This is a genomic window from Paraburkholderia sp. BR13444 (assembly GCF_040948755.1).
Classification (GTDB): Bacteria; Pseudomonadota; Gammaproteobacteria; order Burkholderiales; family Burkholderiaceae; genus Paraburkholderia; species Paraburkholderia youngii.
On the sequence record NZ_JBFPKM010000019.1, the window covers coordinates 103,651 to 121,814 of the forward strand.

The window sequence follows — 18,164 nt, forward strand, 5'->3', positions numbered from 1 at the left end:
GGCAATGGCGCGCAAAGGCATTATTCTCGCGGGTGGTTCGGGCACCCGCCTGTATCCGATCACGCATGTCGTCTCCAAGCAACTGCTGCCGGTGTACGACAAGCCGATGATCTACTACCCGCTGTCCACGCTGATGGTGGCGGGTATTCGCGACGTGCTGATCATCTCCACGCCGCAGGACACGCCGCGCTTCGAGGCGATGCTCGGCGACGGCAGCCAGTGGGGCATGAATATCCAGTACGCGGTGCAGCCGTCGCCGGATGGGCTCGCGCAGGCGTTCATCATCGGCCGCGAGTTCGTGAACAACGATCCGTCGGCGCTGATTCTCGGCGACAACATCTTCTACGGCCACGATCTCGCGAAGCAGCTCGAACGCGCCGACGATCAGACCGAAGGCGCCACCGTGTTCGCATATCACGTGCAGGACCCGGAGCGCTACGGCGTGGTCGAATTCGACAAGCAGTTCCGCGCGCTGTCGATCGAAGAAAAGCCCGCCAAGCCGCGTTCGAACTACGCGGTCACGGGTCTGTACTTCTACGACAAGCAGGTCTGCGACATCGCCGCGGACATCAAGCCGTCCGCGCGCGGCGAGCTCGAAATCACCGACGTGAACTCGCGCTACCTCGCGAACGCGGCGCTCAACGTCGAGATCATGGGCCGCGGTTATGCGTGGCTCGACACCGGCACGCACGATTCGCTGATCGAAGCCGCGACCTTCATCGCGACGCTGCAGAAGCGCCAGGGTCTGGTGGTCGCGTGTCCGGAAGAGATTGCCTACCGGCGTCAGTGGATTGACGGCGAGCAGCTGCTCGCGCTCGCCAAACCGCTCGCGAAGAATGCCTACGGGCAATACCTGCAAAACATTCTCACGGATCACGTCGCATGGCCATCCAGGTAAGCGCAACCTCACTGCCCGAAGTCAAGATCATCGAGCCGAAGGTGTTCGGCGATGCGCGTGGCTTCTTCTTCGAAAGCTTCAATGCGCTCGAATTCGCCGAGAAGGTCGAGCCGGGCGTCGAGTTCGTGCAGGACAATCACTCGCGCTCGGCGCGCGGCGTGCTGCGCGGTCTGCACTATCAGATCCAGCATGCGCAGGGCAAGCTCGTGCGCGTGGTCGAGGGCGAGGTATTCGACGTGGCCGTCGACATCCGCAAGAGTTCGCCGAACTTCGGCAAGTGGGTCGGCGTGACGCTGTCGGTCGAAAACCACCGGCAGCTGTGGGTGCCGCCCGGTTTCGCGCACGGCTTCGTCGTGCTGTCGGAGTCCGCGCAGTTCCTCTACAAGACCACGGATTACTGGTTTCCCGAGCACGAGCGCAGCATCGTATGGAACGATCCGTCGATCGGCATCGAATGGCCGATCGACTTCGAGCCGCTGCTCGCGGCCAAGGATGCGGCGGGCAAGCGTCTCGCCGACGCCGAAGTCTACGCATAGGGGAAACGGATGAGCGCACACGACGCGACACGGACGATTCTCGTCACCGGCGTAAATGGCCAGGTCGGCTATGAGCTCGCGCGCACGCTGCAAGGGCTCGGCAACGTGGTCGCGGTCGACCGCTCGAGGCTCGATCTGTCGAACCTCGATCAGATTCGCGCGGTGGTGCGCGACGTGCGTCCCGCGCTGATCGTCAATCCGGCCGCTTATACCGCGGTGGACAAAGCCGAAGAAGAGCGCGATCTGGCGATGCGCATCAACGGCGAAGCACCGGGCGTACTCGCCGAGGAAGCGAAAAAGCTCGGCTCCGCGCTGATCCACTATTCGACCGACTATGTGTTCAACGGCACGAAAGAAGGCGCATACGTCGAAGACGATCCGACCGATCCGCAGAACGTCTACGGCCGCAGCAAGCTCGCGGGAGAGCAGGCGATCGCGGCGAGCGGCGTGAATCACCTGGTATTGCGCACGAGCTGGGTATACGGCACGCGCGGCAAGAACTTTCTGCTGACGATGCTGCGGCTCGGCGCCGATCGCCCCGAGCTGAAGGTGGTCGCCGACCAGATCGGCGCGCCCACCTGGTGCAACACGATCGCGACGCTGAGCGCGCATCTGTGCGCGCAAGCCTTCGCCGCAGAAGACAGCGCGAAGTGGTGGAGCGAGCGTTCGGGCATCTATCACCTGTGCGCGGGCGACGCGACGTCGTGGCACGGCTTCGCGTCGGCGATCTTCGAACTCGCGGATTTGCCGAACAAGCCGAACACGCTGCCGATTCCCGCCTCGGATTACCCGACGCCGGCCAAGCGCCCAGCCAATTCCAGAATGTCGAACGACAAGCTGGCGCGCGTGTTCGGGCTGGCCGCGCCGCATTGGCGCGACGCGCTGAAGCTGTGTTTGACGGACGGTTTTCCGAAGTCGCCGGCGGCGCGGACCTGAGTCGCGGTTTCGACGCGGGGGCTCCCAAGCGCCGATGCGGCGAAGCTGCCGCGCATGCCGCTCGCCATGACGCCGTCGTGGTCCTGTACCGATCGAAGCGATGGTTCCCTGACAATAGTGAAAGGGGGCGGCGGTAGAATGTGGCTCGACGTGAGCGCGGTCCAGGCGCGGATTTCGCGTTCTATGCGCAGTAGATTGCCAACGTGTTTCAACCGTACGCAAAACCAGTGTGGCCGCGTAAAAAATACGGTATTGAGAGGGATCTGTGAGTTTGTTACCGATCATTCTGTGCGGCGGAGCGGGATCGCGGCTTTGGCCGGTCTCGCGCGAATCGCACCCGAAGCCGTTCATCCGTCTCGCGGACGGCGAAAGCCTGCTGCAGAAAGCCTTCCTGCGGGCGGTCGCGTTGCCCGGCGTGAAGGAAGTGCTCACGGTAACCAACCGTGAACTGTTCTTCAAGACCGAGGACGATTTCCGCGAGGTGAACCGCAAGAACATCGCGACCTCGTTCATTCTCGAACCGTTCGGCCGCAACACGGCCGCCGCGGTTGCCACGGCGGCCTTGCACACGGCGAAGGCGCATGGCGAAGACACGGTGATGCTGGTGCTCGCGGCCGATCACCTGATCGCGGATCAAACCGCCTTCGCCGCGGCGGTCGCGCGTGCGCAGACGCTTGCGCAGGCCGGCAACGTGGTGACCTTCGGCATGCATCCGGATGCGCCCGAAACCGGCTACGGCTATATCGAAGCCGATGGCGAGCGGGTCGTGCGCTTCGTCGAGAAGCCATCGCTGGAAAAGGCCCGCGAGTATCTGGCGTCGGGCAGGTTCGTGTGGAACTCGGGCATGTTCTGCTTCACGGCGGGCACGATCCTGAAGGAAATGCGCGTGCATTGTCCGGACATTCTCGATGCCGCGGCCGAATGCATGGACAAGTCGCCGTCCGCCGAAGGCAAGAGCGGCGCGCAGGTGCGTCTTGAGCCGGGCTGCTTCGGCGCGGTGCCGGAGTTGTCGTTCGACTACGCGGTGATGGAGAAGTGCGAGCACGCGGCGGTCGTGTGCTGCGACCTCGGCTGGACCGACGTCGGTTCATGGACCGCGCTGTCCGACCTGTCGCCGGCCGATGCGAGCGGCAACCGCGTCGAAGGCGAGGCGCTGCTCGTCGACGTGAAGAACTCGTATCTGCGCAGTGCCGGACGTTTGATCGGCGCGGTCGGCGTCGACAGCCTGATCGTAATCGACACGCCGGATGCATTGCTCGTCGCGCACCGGGATCGCGCGCAGGACGTGAAGCAGATTTTCGCGGAGCTGAAGTCGCGCGGCCACGAGACGTACAAGGTGCATCGCACCGTGCATCGGCCGTGGGGCACGTACTCGGTGCTCGAAGAGGGGCCGCGTTTCAAGATCAAGCGCATCGAGGTGAAGCCGGGCGCCAGCCTGAGCCTGCAGATGCATCATCACCGCAACGAGCATTGGGTCGTGGTAAGCGGTATGGCGAAGGTCGTCAACGGCGAGAAGGAGTTCTTCGTGTCGACCAACGAGTCGACCTATATCCCGGCGGGTCACAAACATCGCCTCGAAAATCCGGGCGTCGTCGAGCTCGTGATGATCGAAGTGCAAAGCGGCGAATACCTGGGCGAAGACGATATCGTTCGCTTCGAAGACATTTACGGACGTACTTGAGATGGATATCAGTTTTACCAACGACTCCGAAGACCTGACACGTCACAACGAGCGCGACGACCTGCTGGTCGGCATGAAAGCGGTGCGGGTCTGGGGCACGCTCGGCTGGCACGACATCCGGCAGCGCTATCGCCGCTCGGTGCTCGGGCCGTTCTGGTTCACGCTCAGCACGATCATCATGGTGGTCGTGCTCGGCGCGTTGTATTCGACGCTGCTGAACCAGGAAATCTCGGACTACCTGCCGTATCTGGCGGTGGGTCTCGTCGTGTGGGCGTATCTGGCCTCGGTTGCCAACGAAGGCTGCATGGCCTTCATCGGCTCGGCCTATCTGATCAAGCAGATCAGGCTGCCGCTGACGGTCCACGTATGCCGCATCGCCTGGCGCAACTTCGTGATCCTGCTGCATAGCCTGCCGGTCGTCGTCGTGCTGCTGTTCGTGTTCGGCCACTGGCAGGGCTGGGAAATCTTGCTGGTGCCGTTCTCGCTCGTGATCCTGCTGCTGCACGGCGTGTGGCTCGGCGTCACGCTCGGCGTGCTGTGCGCGCGCTTTCGCGATATTCCGCCGATCGTCACGAACCTGATCCAGGTCGTGTTCTTCTTCACGCCGGTCATGTGGTCGCCGGAAATCCTGAAGGACCGCGCGTGGGTCGCCGAATACAACCCGCTGTATCACCTGATCGAAACGGTGCGCGCGCCGCTCACCGGCCGCCCGACCCACTGGGAGTCGTGGGCGTGGTCGATTGGTCTGTTGATCGTCGGATTCGCGTTCGCGCAGATCCTGATGAAGCGTTTCCGTAATCGCGTTCCTTACTGGCTTTGATATTGTGAGTTCCTCATCGATTGTCGCTCGTAACATCTCCGTCGAATTTCCGATTTACGAGAACTCGCATCGCTCGCTGAAAAAGGCGGTGCTCAATCTGACGACGGGCGGCCGGATCGGCCAGGACGCGGGTCGCCATGCGGTCGTGCGCGCGATCGACGACCTGAGCTTCACGTTCAGCGAAGGCGAGCGCATCGGCCTGATCGGCCACAACGGCTCGGGCAAGACGACGCTGTTGCGCACGCTGTCGGGCGTCTATGCGCCGGTGCGCGGCGAGTTGAAGGTGCAGGGCAAGATCGCGTCGCTGCTCGACGTGTCGATGGGCCTCGACCCCGACGCGACCGGCTTCGAAAACATCTATCTGCGCGGCATTCTCGACGGGCTGAAGCCCGCGCGCATCCGCAGCAAGATCGACGAGATCGCCGAGTTCAGCGAACTCGGCGACTACCTGAATCTGCCGGTGCGCACCTATTCGAGCGGGATGATGCTGCGCCTCGCGTTTGCGATCTCGACGAGCGTCGAAGCCGACATCCTGATCATGGACGAATGGCTCAGCGTCGGCGACGCCGAGTTCAGCGTGAAGGCGGCCGAGCGCCTGGAAGGCCTCGTTGGAAAAGCGGCGCTGCTGGTGGTGGCGTCGCACGATCCCTCGCTGGTCGCGCGCGTGTGCAACCGCAAGATCTCGATGGAGCACGGCAAGATGGTCGCAGACGAACCCGTGCTGCCGCCGCCGGAACCGATCGACGAGCCGCTCATCAGCCACACCGCGCAGCTGCCGCACTGAGCACACGAGCGCGCGGCAGGCGCGGCGCGTTGCGCGCCGGCGCTATGCGCCCCATAGCGCGACGTGCGCCCTGCGAATGCGCCGGCGGCAGGCGAATCCGACGGCTTGGCGGCTTGCCGGCTCTTCGGCGCCGACCAGTCCCGCAGTTCAGCAACACCCTCGTGGCAGTCGCCCGAGGCGTAACAAGGTTCGAATTTGATGCGAGCTAATCACCCATTTCTGCGCTACTCCGAATCCCTGCTGGTGCGTCAGCCGTTTCGCACACTGAAGGGTTTCGCGGGCGGCTATATCGCGTATCCGATTGCGGAGAACGCCGAAAAGCGCAACGTGCGCCCGAAAATCCGCGAGCTGCGCGAGCACTATTCGCTGCCGATGCCGCATCGCCGCCGCATCGCGCTCGAACGGCTCGTCGCCACGCTCGAATTCGCCGGCGCGAAGGTGCCTTACTATCGCGACCTGTTCCATGCGAAGCAGTTCGATCCCGCCAAGGTCAAGGACGACCCGCGCTACCTGGAAGAACTGCCGTATCTGACCAAGGACATAATCCGCGAGCAGGGGACGCGTCTGTTGTCGGGGCCGCTCGAGGCGGGCAAGCACCACGCGTGCAAGACCGGCGGCTCGACCGGCCTGTCCACGACGATCTACTACGACCTGGAAGGCGCCGATTATTCGTCGGCGGTCACCAACTATTGCCGCGAGCGGATCGGTAAGCTGCGCCATCGTTCGGAGCTGCACTTCGCGTGCCGCTTCCCCGATCAGGCGGTGCCCGAGTGGCCATCGCGCGAAGACTTCAAATGCTTCGCGATGAATCGCAGCAACATCTTCTTCGACCGCATCGACGATCAAGGCCTCGAGGAAATGTGGCGCACGCTGAAGCGCCGCCGCCCGTATCTTGCGCACTCGCATCCATCGACGATGTACGCGCTCGCCTGCTACGTGCAACGCAAGTACGGCGGCGGCAAGGCGTTCCAGGTGTTCGAGTCGAGCGGCGAGCTGCTCGAGCCGCATGCGCGCGAGATGATCGCGAAGGCGTTGCGCTGCCGCGTGATCGACCGTTACGGCCTCGCCGAGCTCGGTGTGATGGCCTACGAGCTCGACGGTCATGAGGGCGGCTTCCAGATCCTCGAATCGGAAGGCTGGCCGGAAAGCCGCGTCGCGCCCGACAACCCCGATGGCGCGCACGAACTCGTGTTCACCGGTTTCCGCAACCGGCTGATGCCGCTGATCCGCTACACGACCGGCGACCTCGCCCGCGTGCAGGAGACCGGGAAAGGTTTCTTCCTGACCGACGTGGTCGGACGGATTCACGACGTCGTGCCGATCAACGGCGTCGCGCATCCCACGCACCACATCCAGGACATGCTCGATCACCGCGTCGGCGGCATCCAGGAATTCCAGATCGATCTGCGCACGACGCCGCCCACCTTGCGCATCGTGCTCGAACCGCACGCCAACGCGGAAGAGACGACCGCGAAGCTGCGCCACTTCTGGCAGGATGCATTCACGATCGCTTACGTCGGTCACGACGATTTCGTGCGGGTGGGCAGCCGCGCCAAATTCCGCCACGTGGTGAGCGCATGATCGGCGTCGCATTTCCCGATGCGCGCGCCGACGCTGGCCAATATGTGCTCGCGGCGCTGCGGCGCTCGGTCAGTGGGACCCAGGCGCAGGCGATCACGCGCAACATGCTGCACGAGATCGCGCCCGACGTCGTGGTCGCGGTCGACGCGCCCGACGCGTGGAGCGCCGACCTGATCGCCTACGTGAATGCGCGGCCGCGCAAGCTGATCGTATTCGGCCATATGCCGATCGCGCTCGCGGGCTATCTGCGCTATCGGCCCGCGGCCTTGTCAACCGAACTGGCACAAGCGAGCCGCAGTGCATCGGCGCCTTCGGGCGAGTCGCGCGAAAGCGCGGCGGCGGTGCGCTACGGCGCGCTCGCGCGGACACTCGGCGGCGCGGCCTGGCATCGCCCGTTCGAGCGCTTCGATTTCACCGACGAATGGAACAACCTCGGCTACGGCGCGATTCGCGCCGACGGTTCGATCTGGGCGCTCGCGGAAGCGCCTGAAGTCCCGGCCGAGGCAGAGCTGGCCGCGGTTGTCGTGAACGGCGAGCGGCAGTTCGCGTATGCGGCGCTGTGGGATGCGGGCGCATCGGGCGTGCTGTGGTTCAACCGGCCGGTCGGCCCGTGCGATTCGTTCGAATGGCGCCTCGTCGAGCAGTTTCTGTCCGGCTACCGCTCCGATTCGCTGCCGTGTCAGCCGGTGCTGAGCGAACTGCCGTGGGGCTATGACGCGGCGATCACGTCGCGGCTCGATTGCGACGAGGACGTCGAATCGGCGCGCCCGTTGTGGCAGGCGTATCGGCGTCTCGGCGTGCCGTTCACGCTCGCCGTGCATACGCAGAACCTGCAACGCGGCGGCCAGCACGACATCCTGCGCGAACTGCTCGCCGATCGGCAACAGGGCGCGGTGCTGTCGCACACGGCGACGCATTCGCCGAACTGGGGCGGTAGCTACGACACCGCGATCGCGGAAGGTGCGCAATCGGCCGAACTGCTCGAACGCGCGACCGGTGTGCCGGTGCGCTACGCGGTGTCGCCGTTTCACCAGTCGCCGCCGTACGCGATGCGCGGCCTGATCGACGCGGGCTACGCGGGCTGCATCGGCGGCATCATCCGCAACGATCCCGAGTTCCTGACCGCGCGCGGCGGCGCCCTGGCCGGCTTGCCCGCGGGCTTCGTCGGTCATAGCCAGCAGTGCATGCTGCACGGCGATTGCATGCTGAAACAGGGCGATCCGCTTGCGATCTTCAAGCAGGCTTTCGACACCGCATACGCGACCAACACGCTGTTCGGCTATCTCGACCATCCGTTCTCCGAGCGTTACGCGTACGGCTGGTCCGACGAGGCGGCGCGCATCGACGCGCACGAGCAGTTCATCGCCTACATGCGCGGCAAGGCGCGACGGCCTCTGTTCCTGCACGAGGAAGCCGCGCTCGATTTCCTGCGCTTTCGCTCGCTCGCGCAGATCGTCGAACAAGACGGCGTATTCAGCGTCGTCACGCCATGCGCCGACACGACGCCGCTCGCGCTCGGCGTCGAGTTCCGGGGCGCTCATACCAAGGTCGAGGCGGGGAAAGCACTGCGATGAAAGTCATGGTGGTGATGGGCACGCGCCCCGAGGTCATCAAGCTTGCACCGCTCGTGAGAGCGCTGCGCAGCGAGTTCGACACGATCGTCTGCGCGAGCGGGCAGCACAGGGACATGGCCGCGCAGGCGCTCGAATTCTTCGGCATCGAACCCGACATCTCGCTCGAAACGATGCACCCGGGGCAATCGCTGAACGCGCTCGCGTCGCGCCTGATCGCCGCGCTCGATCGCGCGCTCGACGAAGTGCGTCCCGACTGGGTGATCGTGCAGGGCGACACGACGACCGCGTTTTGCGCGGGCTTCGCGGCGTTCCACCGTGGCATCCGCGTCGGCCACGTCGAGGCGGGGCTGCGCACCGGCGATCTCACGAGTCCGTTTCCAGAGGAAGCGAATCGCAGCCTGCTCGGCCGCATCGCGACGCTGCACTTCGCGCCGACCTCGCGCGCGCGCGACAGCCTGCTTGCCGAAGGTGTCGCGGCCGCGAAGATCGTCGTGACCGGCAACACGGTCGTCGATGCGATCGGCGAAGTGCGCGCGAGCTGGAGCGTCACGCCGCCGACGAGTCCGCTGCCCGCATGGCATGGCGCGCAGCAGCAGCACGTGCTCGTGACATGCCATCGGCGCGAGAATTTCGGCGATGTGCTGCAGGACATCTGCCGCGTGCTGCGCGATTTGTGTCAGCGCTATAGCGAATACCGCTGGGTTTTCCCCGTGCATCTGAACCCGGCCGTGCGCGAGCCCGTGCATCGCGAGCTCGATGGCATTCCGAATCTCGCGCTGATCGAGCCGGTCGACTATCCGACGAGCCTTTACCTGATCAGCGGCAGCGCCGTCGTGGTCAGCGATTCGGGCGGCATCCAGGAGGAAGCGCCGACCTTCGGCGTGCCGGTCGTCGTGATGCGCAATCACACCGAGCGCCGCGAAGGTGTCGATGCCGGCTTCGCGACACTCGCGGGCCAGAGCGCGGCGAGCATCGAAAGCGCGGTAATCGGCTGGCTCGACGATCCGGCGCGGCGCGCCGCGCTGCGCGATCGCGCGAATCCGTACGGCGACGGGCTGGCGTCGCGGCGCATCGTCGACAGCCTGCGCGGCCGACCGGTCGAGGTGTTCGTTGGCTGACGGCGAGAACCCCGTGCTTCCCCCGCAAGACTGCGTGCTGTTTTCGACCGCCGACTGGGACGAGCCGTACTGGACCAACAAGCAGCACACCGCTAGTATCCTCGCCGCGCGCGGCTGGCGGATCCTGTATGTGGAAAGCGTCGGCTTCCGTTCGCCGAAAGTGGCCAGCGGCCGCGACTGGTCGCGACTGTGGCGGCGCCTGTGGCGCGGCGTGCAGTCGCTCGTGCTCGGTCCGCCGCGCCGCGCCGACAACATCTGGGTGCTGTCGCCGCTGATGGTGCCGGCCGGGCATCATCTGCCGTTCGTGCGCTCGCTGAATCAGGCGATGCTGCGCTTTTCGGTGAACCGCTTCGCGAGGTCGCTTCGCTACGACAAGCCGGTCGTGTGGACCTACCACCCGTACATGCTCGATGCGATCGCGACGCTGCCGCGCGGGCCGTTGGTCTACCACTGTGTCGACGATATCGCGGCGATTCCGGGTGTCGACGTCGACGCGTTCCGCAATGCCCAGCAGGATCTGCTCGGCCGCTGCGAGGCGGTGTTTACGACCGCGCAGTCGCTGAAGGACGTATGTCTGCCGTTCAACCCGAATACGCATTTCTTCGGCAACGTCGTCGATGAAGCGCACTTCGGCACGGCGCGCGAAGACGGCCCGCTGCCCGCCGAGCTCGCCGCGATCGACGAGCCGCGGCTCGTGTACCACGGCGTGCTGTCGGACTTCAAGGTCGACCTGCCGCTGCTGCTGCAGACCGCGCAGGCGCGGCCGGGGTGGCAATGGGTGATCATCGGCGAGGAGCGCGAAGGGCAGCGCAGCGACCTGCTCGCGCAGCTCAAGCGTCTGCCGAACGTGCATCTGCTCGGTTACCGGCCGTATCGCGCGCTGCCGCAGTATTTGCGCGGCATGCGGGTCGGTGTGCTGCCGACGCTGATCAACGAATACACGCACTCGATGTTTCCGATGAAGTTCTACGAATATCTGGCGGCCGGTTTGCCGGTTGTGTCGACGCCGCTCGATTTCGCGAAGGAACCGCGCGCGGGGCTCGAGGTGGGCGGCGATACGGAAGCGTTCATCGCTGCGATCGACAAGCAGCTTGCACGCGGCAAGCTGAGCGCGGACGAAGCGCGCGCGGCGGTCGGCGAGAACACGTGGGAAGCGCGGCTGGACAAGATGCTGGCGATTACTTTCCGCTGCCCGCAAGCGGGCGGCGGCAGCGCGCAGCCGCACGGCGCCGAGGTGCGCACGTGAGGGTCGTTCATGTGTACCGCACCTACTTCCCGGACCCGCCCGGCGGCCTGCAGGAAGCGATCCGCCAGATTGCGCTGGCGACGCGCGAGCGCGGCGTCGAACCGCGCATCCTGACCCTGTCGCCGAGCCCGACGCCGACCGTGGTCGAGCGTCCCGAAGGGCAGGTGATCCGCGAGAAATCGTGGGCCGCGCCGGCATCGTGCGATCTCGGCGGGCCGTGCTCGGTGATCAGGTATCGCGAGATGGCCGACTGGGCCGACGTCGTGCATTTTCACTTCCCGTGGCCGTTCGCCGACGTCTTGCATCTGCTCGGACGCACGAAGAAGCCGACGGTGATGACGTACCACTCGGACATCGTGCGGCAGAAGCTGCTCGGCACTGTCTATGGGCCGCTGATGCGGCGCACGCTGCGCAGCATGTCCGCGGTGGTCGCGACGTCGCCGGCCTATGCGCGGACCAGCGAGACGCTCGCCGCGTGCGTGTCGAAGGAGCGTTTGAAGACGATTCCGCTCGGCATCATCGACTATCGCGACGAGCCGCAGCCGCTCGACGCGCAGCGCCAGCTCGAGAGCCGGCTCGGTATGGTGCCGGGCGAGCCGTATTTTCTGGCGCTCGGCGTGTTGCGCTACTACAAGGGACTGCATACGCTCGTCGAGGCCGCCCGGCATGTGCAGGCGAAAATCGTCATTGCAGGCTCCGGGCCGGAGCGCGAGCGGCTCGCCGCGTTGGCGCGGGAGCATGGCGCGAGCAACGTCGTGTTTGCCGGCCAGGTCACGCATGAGGAAAAGGTCGCGCTGCTCAAGGGCTGTCGCGCGATGGTGCTGCCCTCGCATTTGCGCTCCGAAGCGTTCGGGATGGTGCTGGTCGAAGCTGCGATGTTCGGCAAACCGATGGTGTGCTGCGAGGTCGGGTCCGGGACGTCGTTCGTCAACGAGGATGGCGTGACGGGCTTCGTCGTGCCGCCGGAGGCGCCGGAACCGCTGATCGCCGCGATCAACCGGCTGGCGCTGGATGAAGGACTGGCGCGCGGCATGGGGGCGGCGGCGCGGCAGCGATATGAGCGGCTATTTTCAGGGCCAGCGTTGGGAAACGCATATAAATCGCTGTACGAGCAAGTATTGTCTTCCTGAGTCGCTATTTTCTTTGCCGTTATTGCGCCGAAAAGCTTGCGAAGGTGTTTAATTCACGTTTGTTCGCGCTAATTCGGCCCCTATAAGCGAGATGTTGGTATTATCTGCGCCGTCGAGCCCGGTACAGTGATTAATCTGCTTCGTCATAATCTCGCGGGCTCATGGTTGTTAAATCAATCGGCAATAAATTGACAGGTAAATTTGCGGCGGGTTGTAGGGCTGGGCGCGAGATGGTAGCGTGATGCCGCTTTGATCGCGCCAGAACAGATTTCTACGACATCGCTTTGCCTTCCATACTCTTTTCCGCTTTGCGACGGTTTACTGAATGAGTAGCAAACCCCTCGTTGTCGATCTGGATGGAACTCTCATTCGCTCGGACGTCCTGATTGAATGCGGTTTTGCTTTTACCCGCTCCGCTCCGCATCGGTTCTACGAGCCGCTTCTGTGGCTCCTGCGCGGCGGTAAGGCCGGGCTCAAAGCGCGCCTCGCCGAAGCGACCGATATCGACGTCACCGTCCTGCCCTACGACCCCACGGTCATCGAGTGGCTGAGGGAGGAACGGGCCGCCGGGCGCTCGCTCGTGCTGGCGACCGCTAGCCATGAACGCTACGCGAATGCGATTGCCGATCATCTTGGGCTATTCGACAAAACCTTCGCCACTCATAGCGACATCAATCTGTCCGCGCATCGCAAGCGCGACAGGCTCGTGGCCGAGTTCGGCGAGAAAGGCTTCGACTACGCGGGCAATTCGCACGACGATGTCGCAGTCTGGGCCGCGGCTGAGCGTGCCTATGTGATCAATCCGTCGAGTGGCGTAGAGCGCGCGGCCCGCAAGCAGGGCAACGTCGAGCGCGTGATCGACCAGCGCTCCGCATGGCCGGGAACGTGGGCGAAGTCGCTGCGACTGCATCAGTGGCTGAAAAATCTGCTGATTTTCGTTCCGCTGCTCGCGGCGCATCAACTGTCGGACGCCGCGCTGGTCGTGTCCGCGCTTCTAGCTTTTTTTGCCTTCGGTGTCTGTGCGTCGAGCGTCTACCTGTTGAACGATCTGCTCGATCTCGAGGACGACCGGCATCATCCGACCAAGCGCAAACGCCCGCTTGCCTCGGGCGCGTTGCCGCTGGTGTGGGGCGCGGCGCTTTTTCCCGTTCTGCTGGTGGTGGGGGGCGCGATCGCATGGTTCTGCCTGCCTCATAAATTCGCGCTGGTTTTGCTGGGATATTACGTACTCACGCTGGCCTATTCGTTGCATCTGAAGCGGCGAGTCATGATGGACGTGGTCGTGCTGGCCTTGCTTTATACGACGCGCATCATCGCCGGAAGCGCAGCGATCGATGCGCGGCTCTCGTTCTGGCTGCTCGCGTTTTCGATGTTCGTTTTTCTCAGCCTCGCGCTCGTCAAGCGGTATGCGGAACTGCACGCATTGAAGGAGCGCGGGCTCGTGAAGTCGCGCGGCCGCGGCTATGTCGCGAGCGATCTGCCGTTGATTTCGTCATTAGGCGCGGCCTCGGGCTATCTGTCCGTGCTGGTTCTCGCTCTTTATATTCAGGACGGCAATACGGCGGGCCTCTACCGGCACCCGCAGTACATCTGGGTGGCCTGTCCTCTGCTGCTTTACTGGGTGAGCCGCACGTGGATCATCGCGCATCGCGGTTCCATGCATGACGACCCGATCATATTCGCGGCAAAAGACCGCAGCAGCTGGCTCATCATGGCGCTATGCGGCGCGGTGTTCTGGATGGCGATCTAGCCATGTCCAAGGTTCAATCCTGGGGGCGCTATCCGTACGCGCCGCAAGATGCCCATCCGATCGCCTGGCGTGATACGGCCGCGGCCGTCTGGCGAAGTGTCGGCGGCGCGCAGCGCACGACCCTTGCGTTTGGCAATGGGCGCAGTTACGGCGACAGTTGCCTCGCGTCGTCAGGGCACGTGGTCCAGACGCTGCCGCTGGACCGGCTGATCCTGGCTGACTGGCAAAACGGCGTGTTGCGCGCTGAACCTGGCATGACGCTCGAGCAGATTCTCGACGTGGCGATTCCCCGTGGATGGATGTTGCCGGTGACGCCGGGCACGAAGTACGCAACCTTGGGCGGCGCGATCGCCAACGACGTGCACGGCAAGAATCACCATGTGCGCGGCACGTTTGGCCGGCATGTGCGTCGCTTCTCCTTGCTGCGCAGCGACGGCGCGCAGTTCGAATGTACGCCGGACCTGCACCCTGAGTACTTCGCCGCAACGATTGGCGGCCTTGGCATGACGGGGTTGATCACGTGGGCCGAAATCCAGCTGATGCCGATCACGTCGAGCATGCTCGACGTCACCAGCATTCGCTTTGCCAACCTCGACGAGTTCTTCGCGCTGTCGGAACGGCTCGACGAACTGCATGAGTACAGCGTCGCGTGGGTGGACTGTCAGAGCCGCGATGCCGCGTTGGGCAGGGGCATTTTCATGGTCGGCGATCACGCTTGCGAAGGCGGACTCGACATCGAACGCCGCAAGACGCGGACGGTGCCGTTTACGTCGCCGATCCCCGTTTTCAACCGCTTGACGCTGCGCGCCTTCAACGAGCTGTACTACCGGCGGCAACGCGCGAACGCGGTTCGCTCGACCGTCAGTTACGACTCGTACTTCTATCCGCTCGACAGCCTGCTTGAATGGAATCGCATCTATGGCCGCTCGGGCTTCCAGCAGTATCAATGCGTGATGCCGGCGCCCGTTGCGCGGGACGCGACGCGGGCCATTCTCGACGCGATTGCCCGCAGCGGCACGGGATCGATCCTTGCCGTGCTCAAGCGCTGCGGCGCCATCGAATCGCCGGGCTTGCTGTCTTTTCCGCTCGAAGGCACGTCGCTCGCGCTCGATTTTCCGCAGCGCGAGGAATCGAATCGCAAGCTCTTCGACCGGCTCGATGCGATCGTGCGCGAGAGCGGCGGCCGTCTGTATCCCGCCAAGGACGCGCATATGTCGGGCGAAGATTTTCGCGCTGCCTATCCGCAGTGGGAACGGGTCGAAGCGCTGCGTGATCCGGCCTTGCTGTCACGCTTTTGGGAACGAACCACTCGAGTATGAAAAACATCGTCATCGTAGGCGCCACTTCGGCGATCGCCATTGCCTGTGCACGGCAATGGGCTAAACAGGGCGCGCGCTTCTTTCTCGTCGCGCGCAACATGGAGCGCCTCCAGCAGGTTGCCGACGACCTGAAGGCACGCGGTGCGCAAGAGGTGCTGTGCCAGCAGTTGGACATCGATCAGCTCGGTGAACATGCCGCCATGATGCAGCGCTGTTCGGCCGAGTTCGGCGCGCTCGACATCGTGCTGGTGGCGCCCGGTACGCTGCCTGACCAGCAGGATTGTCAAAACGATGCCGACGTCGCGGTCCGTGAGTTCAATACCAATGCCGTATCGATCATCGCGTTGCTGACCCGTTTCGCGACTGTGATCGAGCAGCAGCGGCGCGGCACGATCGCGGTGATTTCGTCGGTGGCCGGCGATCGCGGTCGCCAGTCGAATTATCTGTACGGCAGTGCCAAAGCCGCGCTCTCCGCGTTTTGCGAGGGTCTGCGGGCGCGCCTGTTCAAAGCGGGCGCGCATGTGGTGACGATCAAGCCTGGTTTTGTCGCTACGCCGATGACAGCGGGCCTTCCGTTGCCGGGACCGCTTGTTGCTACGGCGGACAAGGTCGCGGGCGATATCGTGCGCGCAGTGGAAAAGGGCAGAGATGTCATTTATACCCCGTGGTTCTGGTGGGGCATTATGCTGATCATTCGTTCCATTCCTGGCCGCGTGTTCAAGCGGCTCTCGTTGTGATGAATTGCGCACGTCGCGGCGAAGCGTTGTTCGATCTTTCTGACCTGGTGTGCCTCTCGTGAACTCATCGGCAACTTCCATGAGCGCTTCGCGCCTCGTGATCTTTTACGCGATGTTCGCGGCGATTTCGATCGCCGCGAACATCGGTCTTCAGAAGCTCTCGCTGATCACCTATTCGGGAGCGTTCAGCGTGCCGCTGTCCGTGGTCGTCGGAACGGGTGGCGGGCTGGTGGTGAAGTTCCTGCTCGATAAGCTGTGGATCTTTCGATACCAGCATCGCGATCTTTCGCACGGCATACAGAGTTTTCTGCTGTACACGGTGATGGGGCTCGCCACTACCGCGATTTTCTGGGGCTTCGAATTCGGCGCGGACGCGATCTATCACTCCGAGCCTGCCCGGTTCACGGGAGGCGTGATTGGCCTCGTAATTGGTTACGTCGTCAAATACCGGCTCGACAAGAAGTTCGTTTTTGCCTGATTGCGGCGATGCATTGATTTTTGTAGTTGCGCTACTGCCGCGCGCGCGTGATCAAAAAAATATTGACCAACGAATATGCAACGATTTAGACAGTACCTTTCGGAGAACGCGCTTCTACTGGTGGTTACCATTGCGGTGGGTGGTTATCTCTCATGGCAGACGCGCAACTATCAGCTCGATGATTCGCTGATCTATTTGCGATACGTGCGCAATCTGTTTGACGGACAAGGGCTCACCTACAACGCGGGCGATCGCTTCAACGGGCTGACCTCGCCGTTGTATTCCTACTTGCTGATCGTGGCCAACGTGGCGGCCGGAAATTTGCAGTACACGACGATCTTTTTGTCGTTCGTATTCCTGTGCGCGGCCGCGATCACCGGAGCGCATCTGCTGGCTAGCGGGAAATACGGACAGACGCTGTGTGCGCTGATCGTCGTTTCCTTCAATTACTTTTACAGCACCTTTGGGATGGAAACTTCGCTGTTTCTGTTCCTCTCCGCGCTCGCATTGATACTCTATCGCAGGGAGCAATTTTTTGGTCTGGGTGTGGTGCTGGGCCTGCTGTTCATCACGCGCAGCGAAGGTGTGTTCCTTGGCCTGGTCGTGGTCGTCGATTACCTGATCAAGAACAGAAAACTGCCGCATGTTAAGTATGTCGTTGCGCCGGTCATTTTGCTCGCGGCCAATTTTGTCTTTAACTATTACTACTACGGCGCGTTTCTTCCGGCTACCGGTAATGCGAAGCTCGGACAGGGCAAGTCCGGGTACTGGGGCGAGGGACTGATTTTTCTCCACGTGCAGTACATGAAGGACGCTTTCTTCGGCGGCAATTTCCGACTGCTCGCGTTCATGCTGCCGGTCGGTCTCGTCGGCGTGCTGTCGAGTCTCGGCAAAAGGATTACGTGGCTGGTTGTTTTTTATGTCGTGCTGCTGGGTTCGTTTTATGTATTTCTGCATATTCCGAATTACCACTGGTACTACGCGCCATTCTTCTTCTTCGTCTTGCTGTTCGTTGGTGTCGGCGCGTGGAAGGTGCTCAGCTTCACGTACGAGCGGTCCAGGGAGAGTACTGTTTTCCTCACGCTGTTCCTTGCGTTTTTTCTCGTCACCAGCGGATTCGTCTATCACAGCTTTGGTATCTCGAACGTGCAGCGCGGCCCGATGGACGCATACAAGAATATCGGTGAATGGATAAAAGCCAACACGCCGGGTAATGCGGTCGTTGCAAGCGTCGAGATCGGAACCGTGGGCTGGTACTCCGACCGGTACATCATCGACATTCTCGGGCTGACCAATCGGTATAACGCAGACTACATTGCTCGCAAGGATCTTTACTCCTGGCTTTCCAAGTACAGCCCGGATTACATTCTCGTGCATGAGCCGCTGTGGCACTTGGAGGCAAGCGCGAATTGCCTGCTCGCGAGCCACGCGTATGCGCCCGTGGACGCGTTCGATTTCGCTGGTTACCGCCTGCTACGGCGCAGTGACGACGCGCAGGCGCAGCAGCAGATTCAAACATGTGCAAAAGGGCCGCGGGCCTGATAAGCCGCAGTGGCACTCGTGAACGGCCGACTCG

16 protein-coding genes are annotated in these 18,164 nt (G+C 63.2%); all 16 read left to right on the forward strand.

The features are described from left to right. Positions 1 to 4: 4 nt before the first annotated feature. Positions 5 to 898, forward strand: a complete 894-nt coding sequence (rfbA, locus tag AB3X95_RS34040; RefSeq protein WP_013088602.1) for a glucose-1-phosphate thymidylyltransferase RfbA — start codon at positions 5 to 7, stop codon at positions 896 to 898. Further along, entirely contained in the window at positions 883 to 1,434 is a 552-nt protein-coding gene (gene rfbC, locus AB3X95_RS34045; protein WP_176122581.1) for a dTDP-4-dehydrorhamnose 3,5-epimerase, read from the forward strand. The genes rfbA and rfbC overlap by 16 nt, the downstream gene beginning before the upstream one ends. Positions 1,435 to 1,443: 9 nt before the next feature. After that, positions 1,444 to 2,370, forward strand: coding sequence for a dTDP-4-dehydrorhamnose reductase (gene rfbD, locus AB3X95_RS34050; protein WP_184225944.1), 927 nt, complete (start codon positions 1,444 to 1,446; stop codon positions 2,368 to 2,370). A gap of 265 nt (positions 2,371 to 2,635) precedes the next feature. Continuing rightward, on the forward strand, positions 2,636 to 4,051 hold the full coding sequence (locus AB3X95_RS34055; protein WP_176122583.1) for a mannose-1-phosphate guanylyltransferase/mannose-6-phosphate isomerase: 1,416 nt from the start codon (positions 2,636 to 2,638) through the stop codon (positions 4,049 to 4,051). 1 nt (position 4,052) lies between these two features. Continuing rightward, complete coding sequence (locus AB3X95_RS34060) at positions 4,053 to 4,871, forward strand: ABC transporter permease (RefSeq protein ID WP_176109395.1); 819 nt, start codon at positions 4,053 to 4,055, stop codon at positions 4,869 to 4,871. Positions 4,872 to 4,875: 4 nt separating this feature from the next. Then, positions 4,876 to 5,655 (forward strand): ABC transporter ATP-binding protein, encoded by a 780-nt coding sequence (locus AB3X95_RS34065; protein WP_176109394.1) that lies wholly within the window; start codon positions 4,876 to 4,878, stop codon positions 5,653 to 5,655. A gap of 198 nt (positions 5,656 to 5,853) precedes the next feature. Then, positions 5,854 to 7,236, forward strand: a complete 1,383-nt coding sequence (locus tag AB3X95_RS34070; protein ID WP_368623574.1) for a phenylacetate--CoA ligase family protein — start codon at positions 5,854 to 5,856, stop codon at positions 7,234 to 7,236. Then, positions 7,233 to 8,810: a polysaccharide deacetylase gene (locus AB3X95_RS34075; protein WP_176367684.1), complete on the forward strand. Its 1,578-nt coding sequence runs from the start codon at positions 7,233 to 7,235 to the stop codon at positions 8,808 to 8,810. The genes AB3X95_RS34070 and AB3X95_RS34075 overlap by 4 nt, the downstream gene beginning before the upstream one ends. Next, on the forward strand, positions 8,807 to 9,928 hold the full coding sequence (gene wecB / locus AB3X95_RS34080) for a non-hydrolyzing UDP-N-acetylglucosamine 2-epimerase (RefSeq protein WP_176367685.1): 1,122 nt from the start codon (positions 8,807 to 8,809) through the stop codon (positions 9,926 to 9,928). The genes AB3X95_RS34075 and wecB overlap by 4 nt, the downstream gene beginning before the upstream one ends. After that, positions 9,921 to 11,174: a glycosyltransferase gene (locus AB3X95_RS34085; protein ID WP_368623575.1), complete on the forward strand. Its 1,254-nt coding sequence runs from the start codon at positions 9,921 to 9,923 to the stop codon at positions 11,172 to 11,174. Before wecB ends, AB3X95_RS34085 begins: the two co-directional genes overlap by 8 nt. Beyond that, positions 11,171 to 12,304, forward strand: coding sequence for a glycosyltransferase (locus AB3X95_RS34090; protein ID WP_368623576.1), 1,134 nt, complete (start codon positions 11,171 to 11,173; stop codon positions 12,302 to 12,304). Before AB3X95_RS34085 ends, AB3X95_RS34090 begins: the two co-directional genes overlap by 4 nt. A 325-nt stretch (positions 12,305 to 12,629) precedes the next feature. Continuing rightward, the gene (locus AB3X95_RS34095) at positions 12,630 to 14,054 is read left to right on the forward strand and encodes a UbiA family prenyltransferase (protein ID WP_368623577.1); all 1,425 of its coding nucleotides are present in this window, start codon (positions 12,630 to 12,632) and stop codon (positions 14,052 to 14,054) included. Between the two features lie 2 nt (positions 14,055 to 14,056). After that, positions 14,057 to 15,373, forward strand: coding sequence for an FAD-dependent oxidoreductase (locus AB3X95_RS34100; protein WP_368623578.1), 1,317 nt, complete (start codon positions 14,057 to 14,059; stop codon positions 15,371 to 15,373). Next, positions 15,370 to 16,110: an SDR family oxidoreductase gene (locus AB3X95_RS34105; RefSeq protein WP_176109386.1), complete on the forward strand. Its 741-nt coding sequence runs from the start codon at positions 15,370 to 15,372 to the stop codon at positions 16,108 to 16,110. The genes AB3X95_RS34100 and AB3X95_RS34105 overlap by 4 nt, the downstream gene beginning before the upstream one ends. 79 nt (positions 16,111 to 16,189) lie before the next feature. Continuing rightward, a complete protein-coding gene (locus AB3X95_RS34110; RefSeq protein WP_176122591.1) occupies positions 16,190 to 16,588 on the forward strand; it encodes a GtrA family protein in 399 nt (132 codons plus the stop codon). Between the two features lie 120 nt (positions 16,589 to 16,708). Beyond that, positions 16,709 to 18,130, forward strand: coding sequence for a hypothetical protein (locus tag AB3X95_RS34115; RefSeq protein ID WP_368623579.1), 1,422 nt, complete (start codon positions 16,709 to 16,711; stop codon positions 18,128 to 18,130). Positions 18,131 to 18,164 lie beyond the last annotated feature (34 nt).

Bases quoted from the DNA above. Each gene is read 5' to 3' on its own strand.
- AB3X95_RS34105 (WP_176109386.1), top strand. From the start codon at position 15,370: ATGAAAAACATCGTCATCGTAGGCGCCACTTCGGCGATCGCCATTGCC.
- AB3X95_RS34070 (WP_368623574.1), top strand. From the start codon at position 5,854: ATGCGAGCTAATCACCCATTTCTGCGCTACTCCGAATCCCTGCTGGTG.
- AB3X95_RS34095 (WP_368623577.1), top strand. From the start codon at position 12,630: ATGAGTAGCAAACCCCTCGTTGTCGATCTGGATGGAACTCTCATTCGC.
- wecB (WP_176367685.1), top strand. From the start codon at position 8,807: ATGAAAGTCATGGTGGTGATGGGCACGCGCCCCGAGGTCATCAAGCTT.
- rfbC (WP_176122581.1), top strand. From the start codon at position 883: ATGGCCATCCAGGTAAGCGCAACCTCACTGCCCGAAGTCAAGATCATC.
- AB3X95_RS34075 (WP_176367684.1), top strand. From the start codon at position 7,233: ATGATCGGCGTCGCATTTCCCGATGCGCGCGCCGACGCTGGCCAATAT.
- AB3X95_RS34110 (WP_176122591.1), top strand. From the start codon at position 16,190: ATGAGCGCTTCGCGCCTCGTGATCTTTTACGCGATGTTCGCGGCGATT.
- AB3X95_RS34100 (WP_368623578.1), top strand. From the start codon at position 14,057: ATGTCCAAGGTTCAATCCTGGGGGCGCTATCCGTACGCGCCGCAAGAT.
- AB3X95_RS34060 (WP_176109395.1), top strand. From the start codon at position 4,053: ATGGATATCAGTTTTACCAACGACTCCGAAGACCTGACACGTCACAAC.
- rfbD (WP_184225944.1), top strand. From the start codon at position 1,444: ATGAGCGCACACGACGCGACACGGACGATTCTCGTCACCGGCGTAAAT.
- rfbA (WP_013088602.1), top strand. From the start codon at position 5: ATGGCGCGCAAAGGCATTATTCTCGCGGGTGGTTCGGGCACCCGCCTG.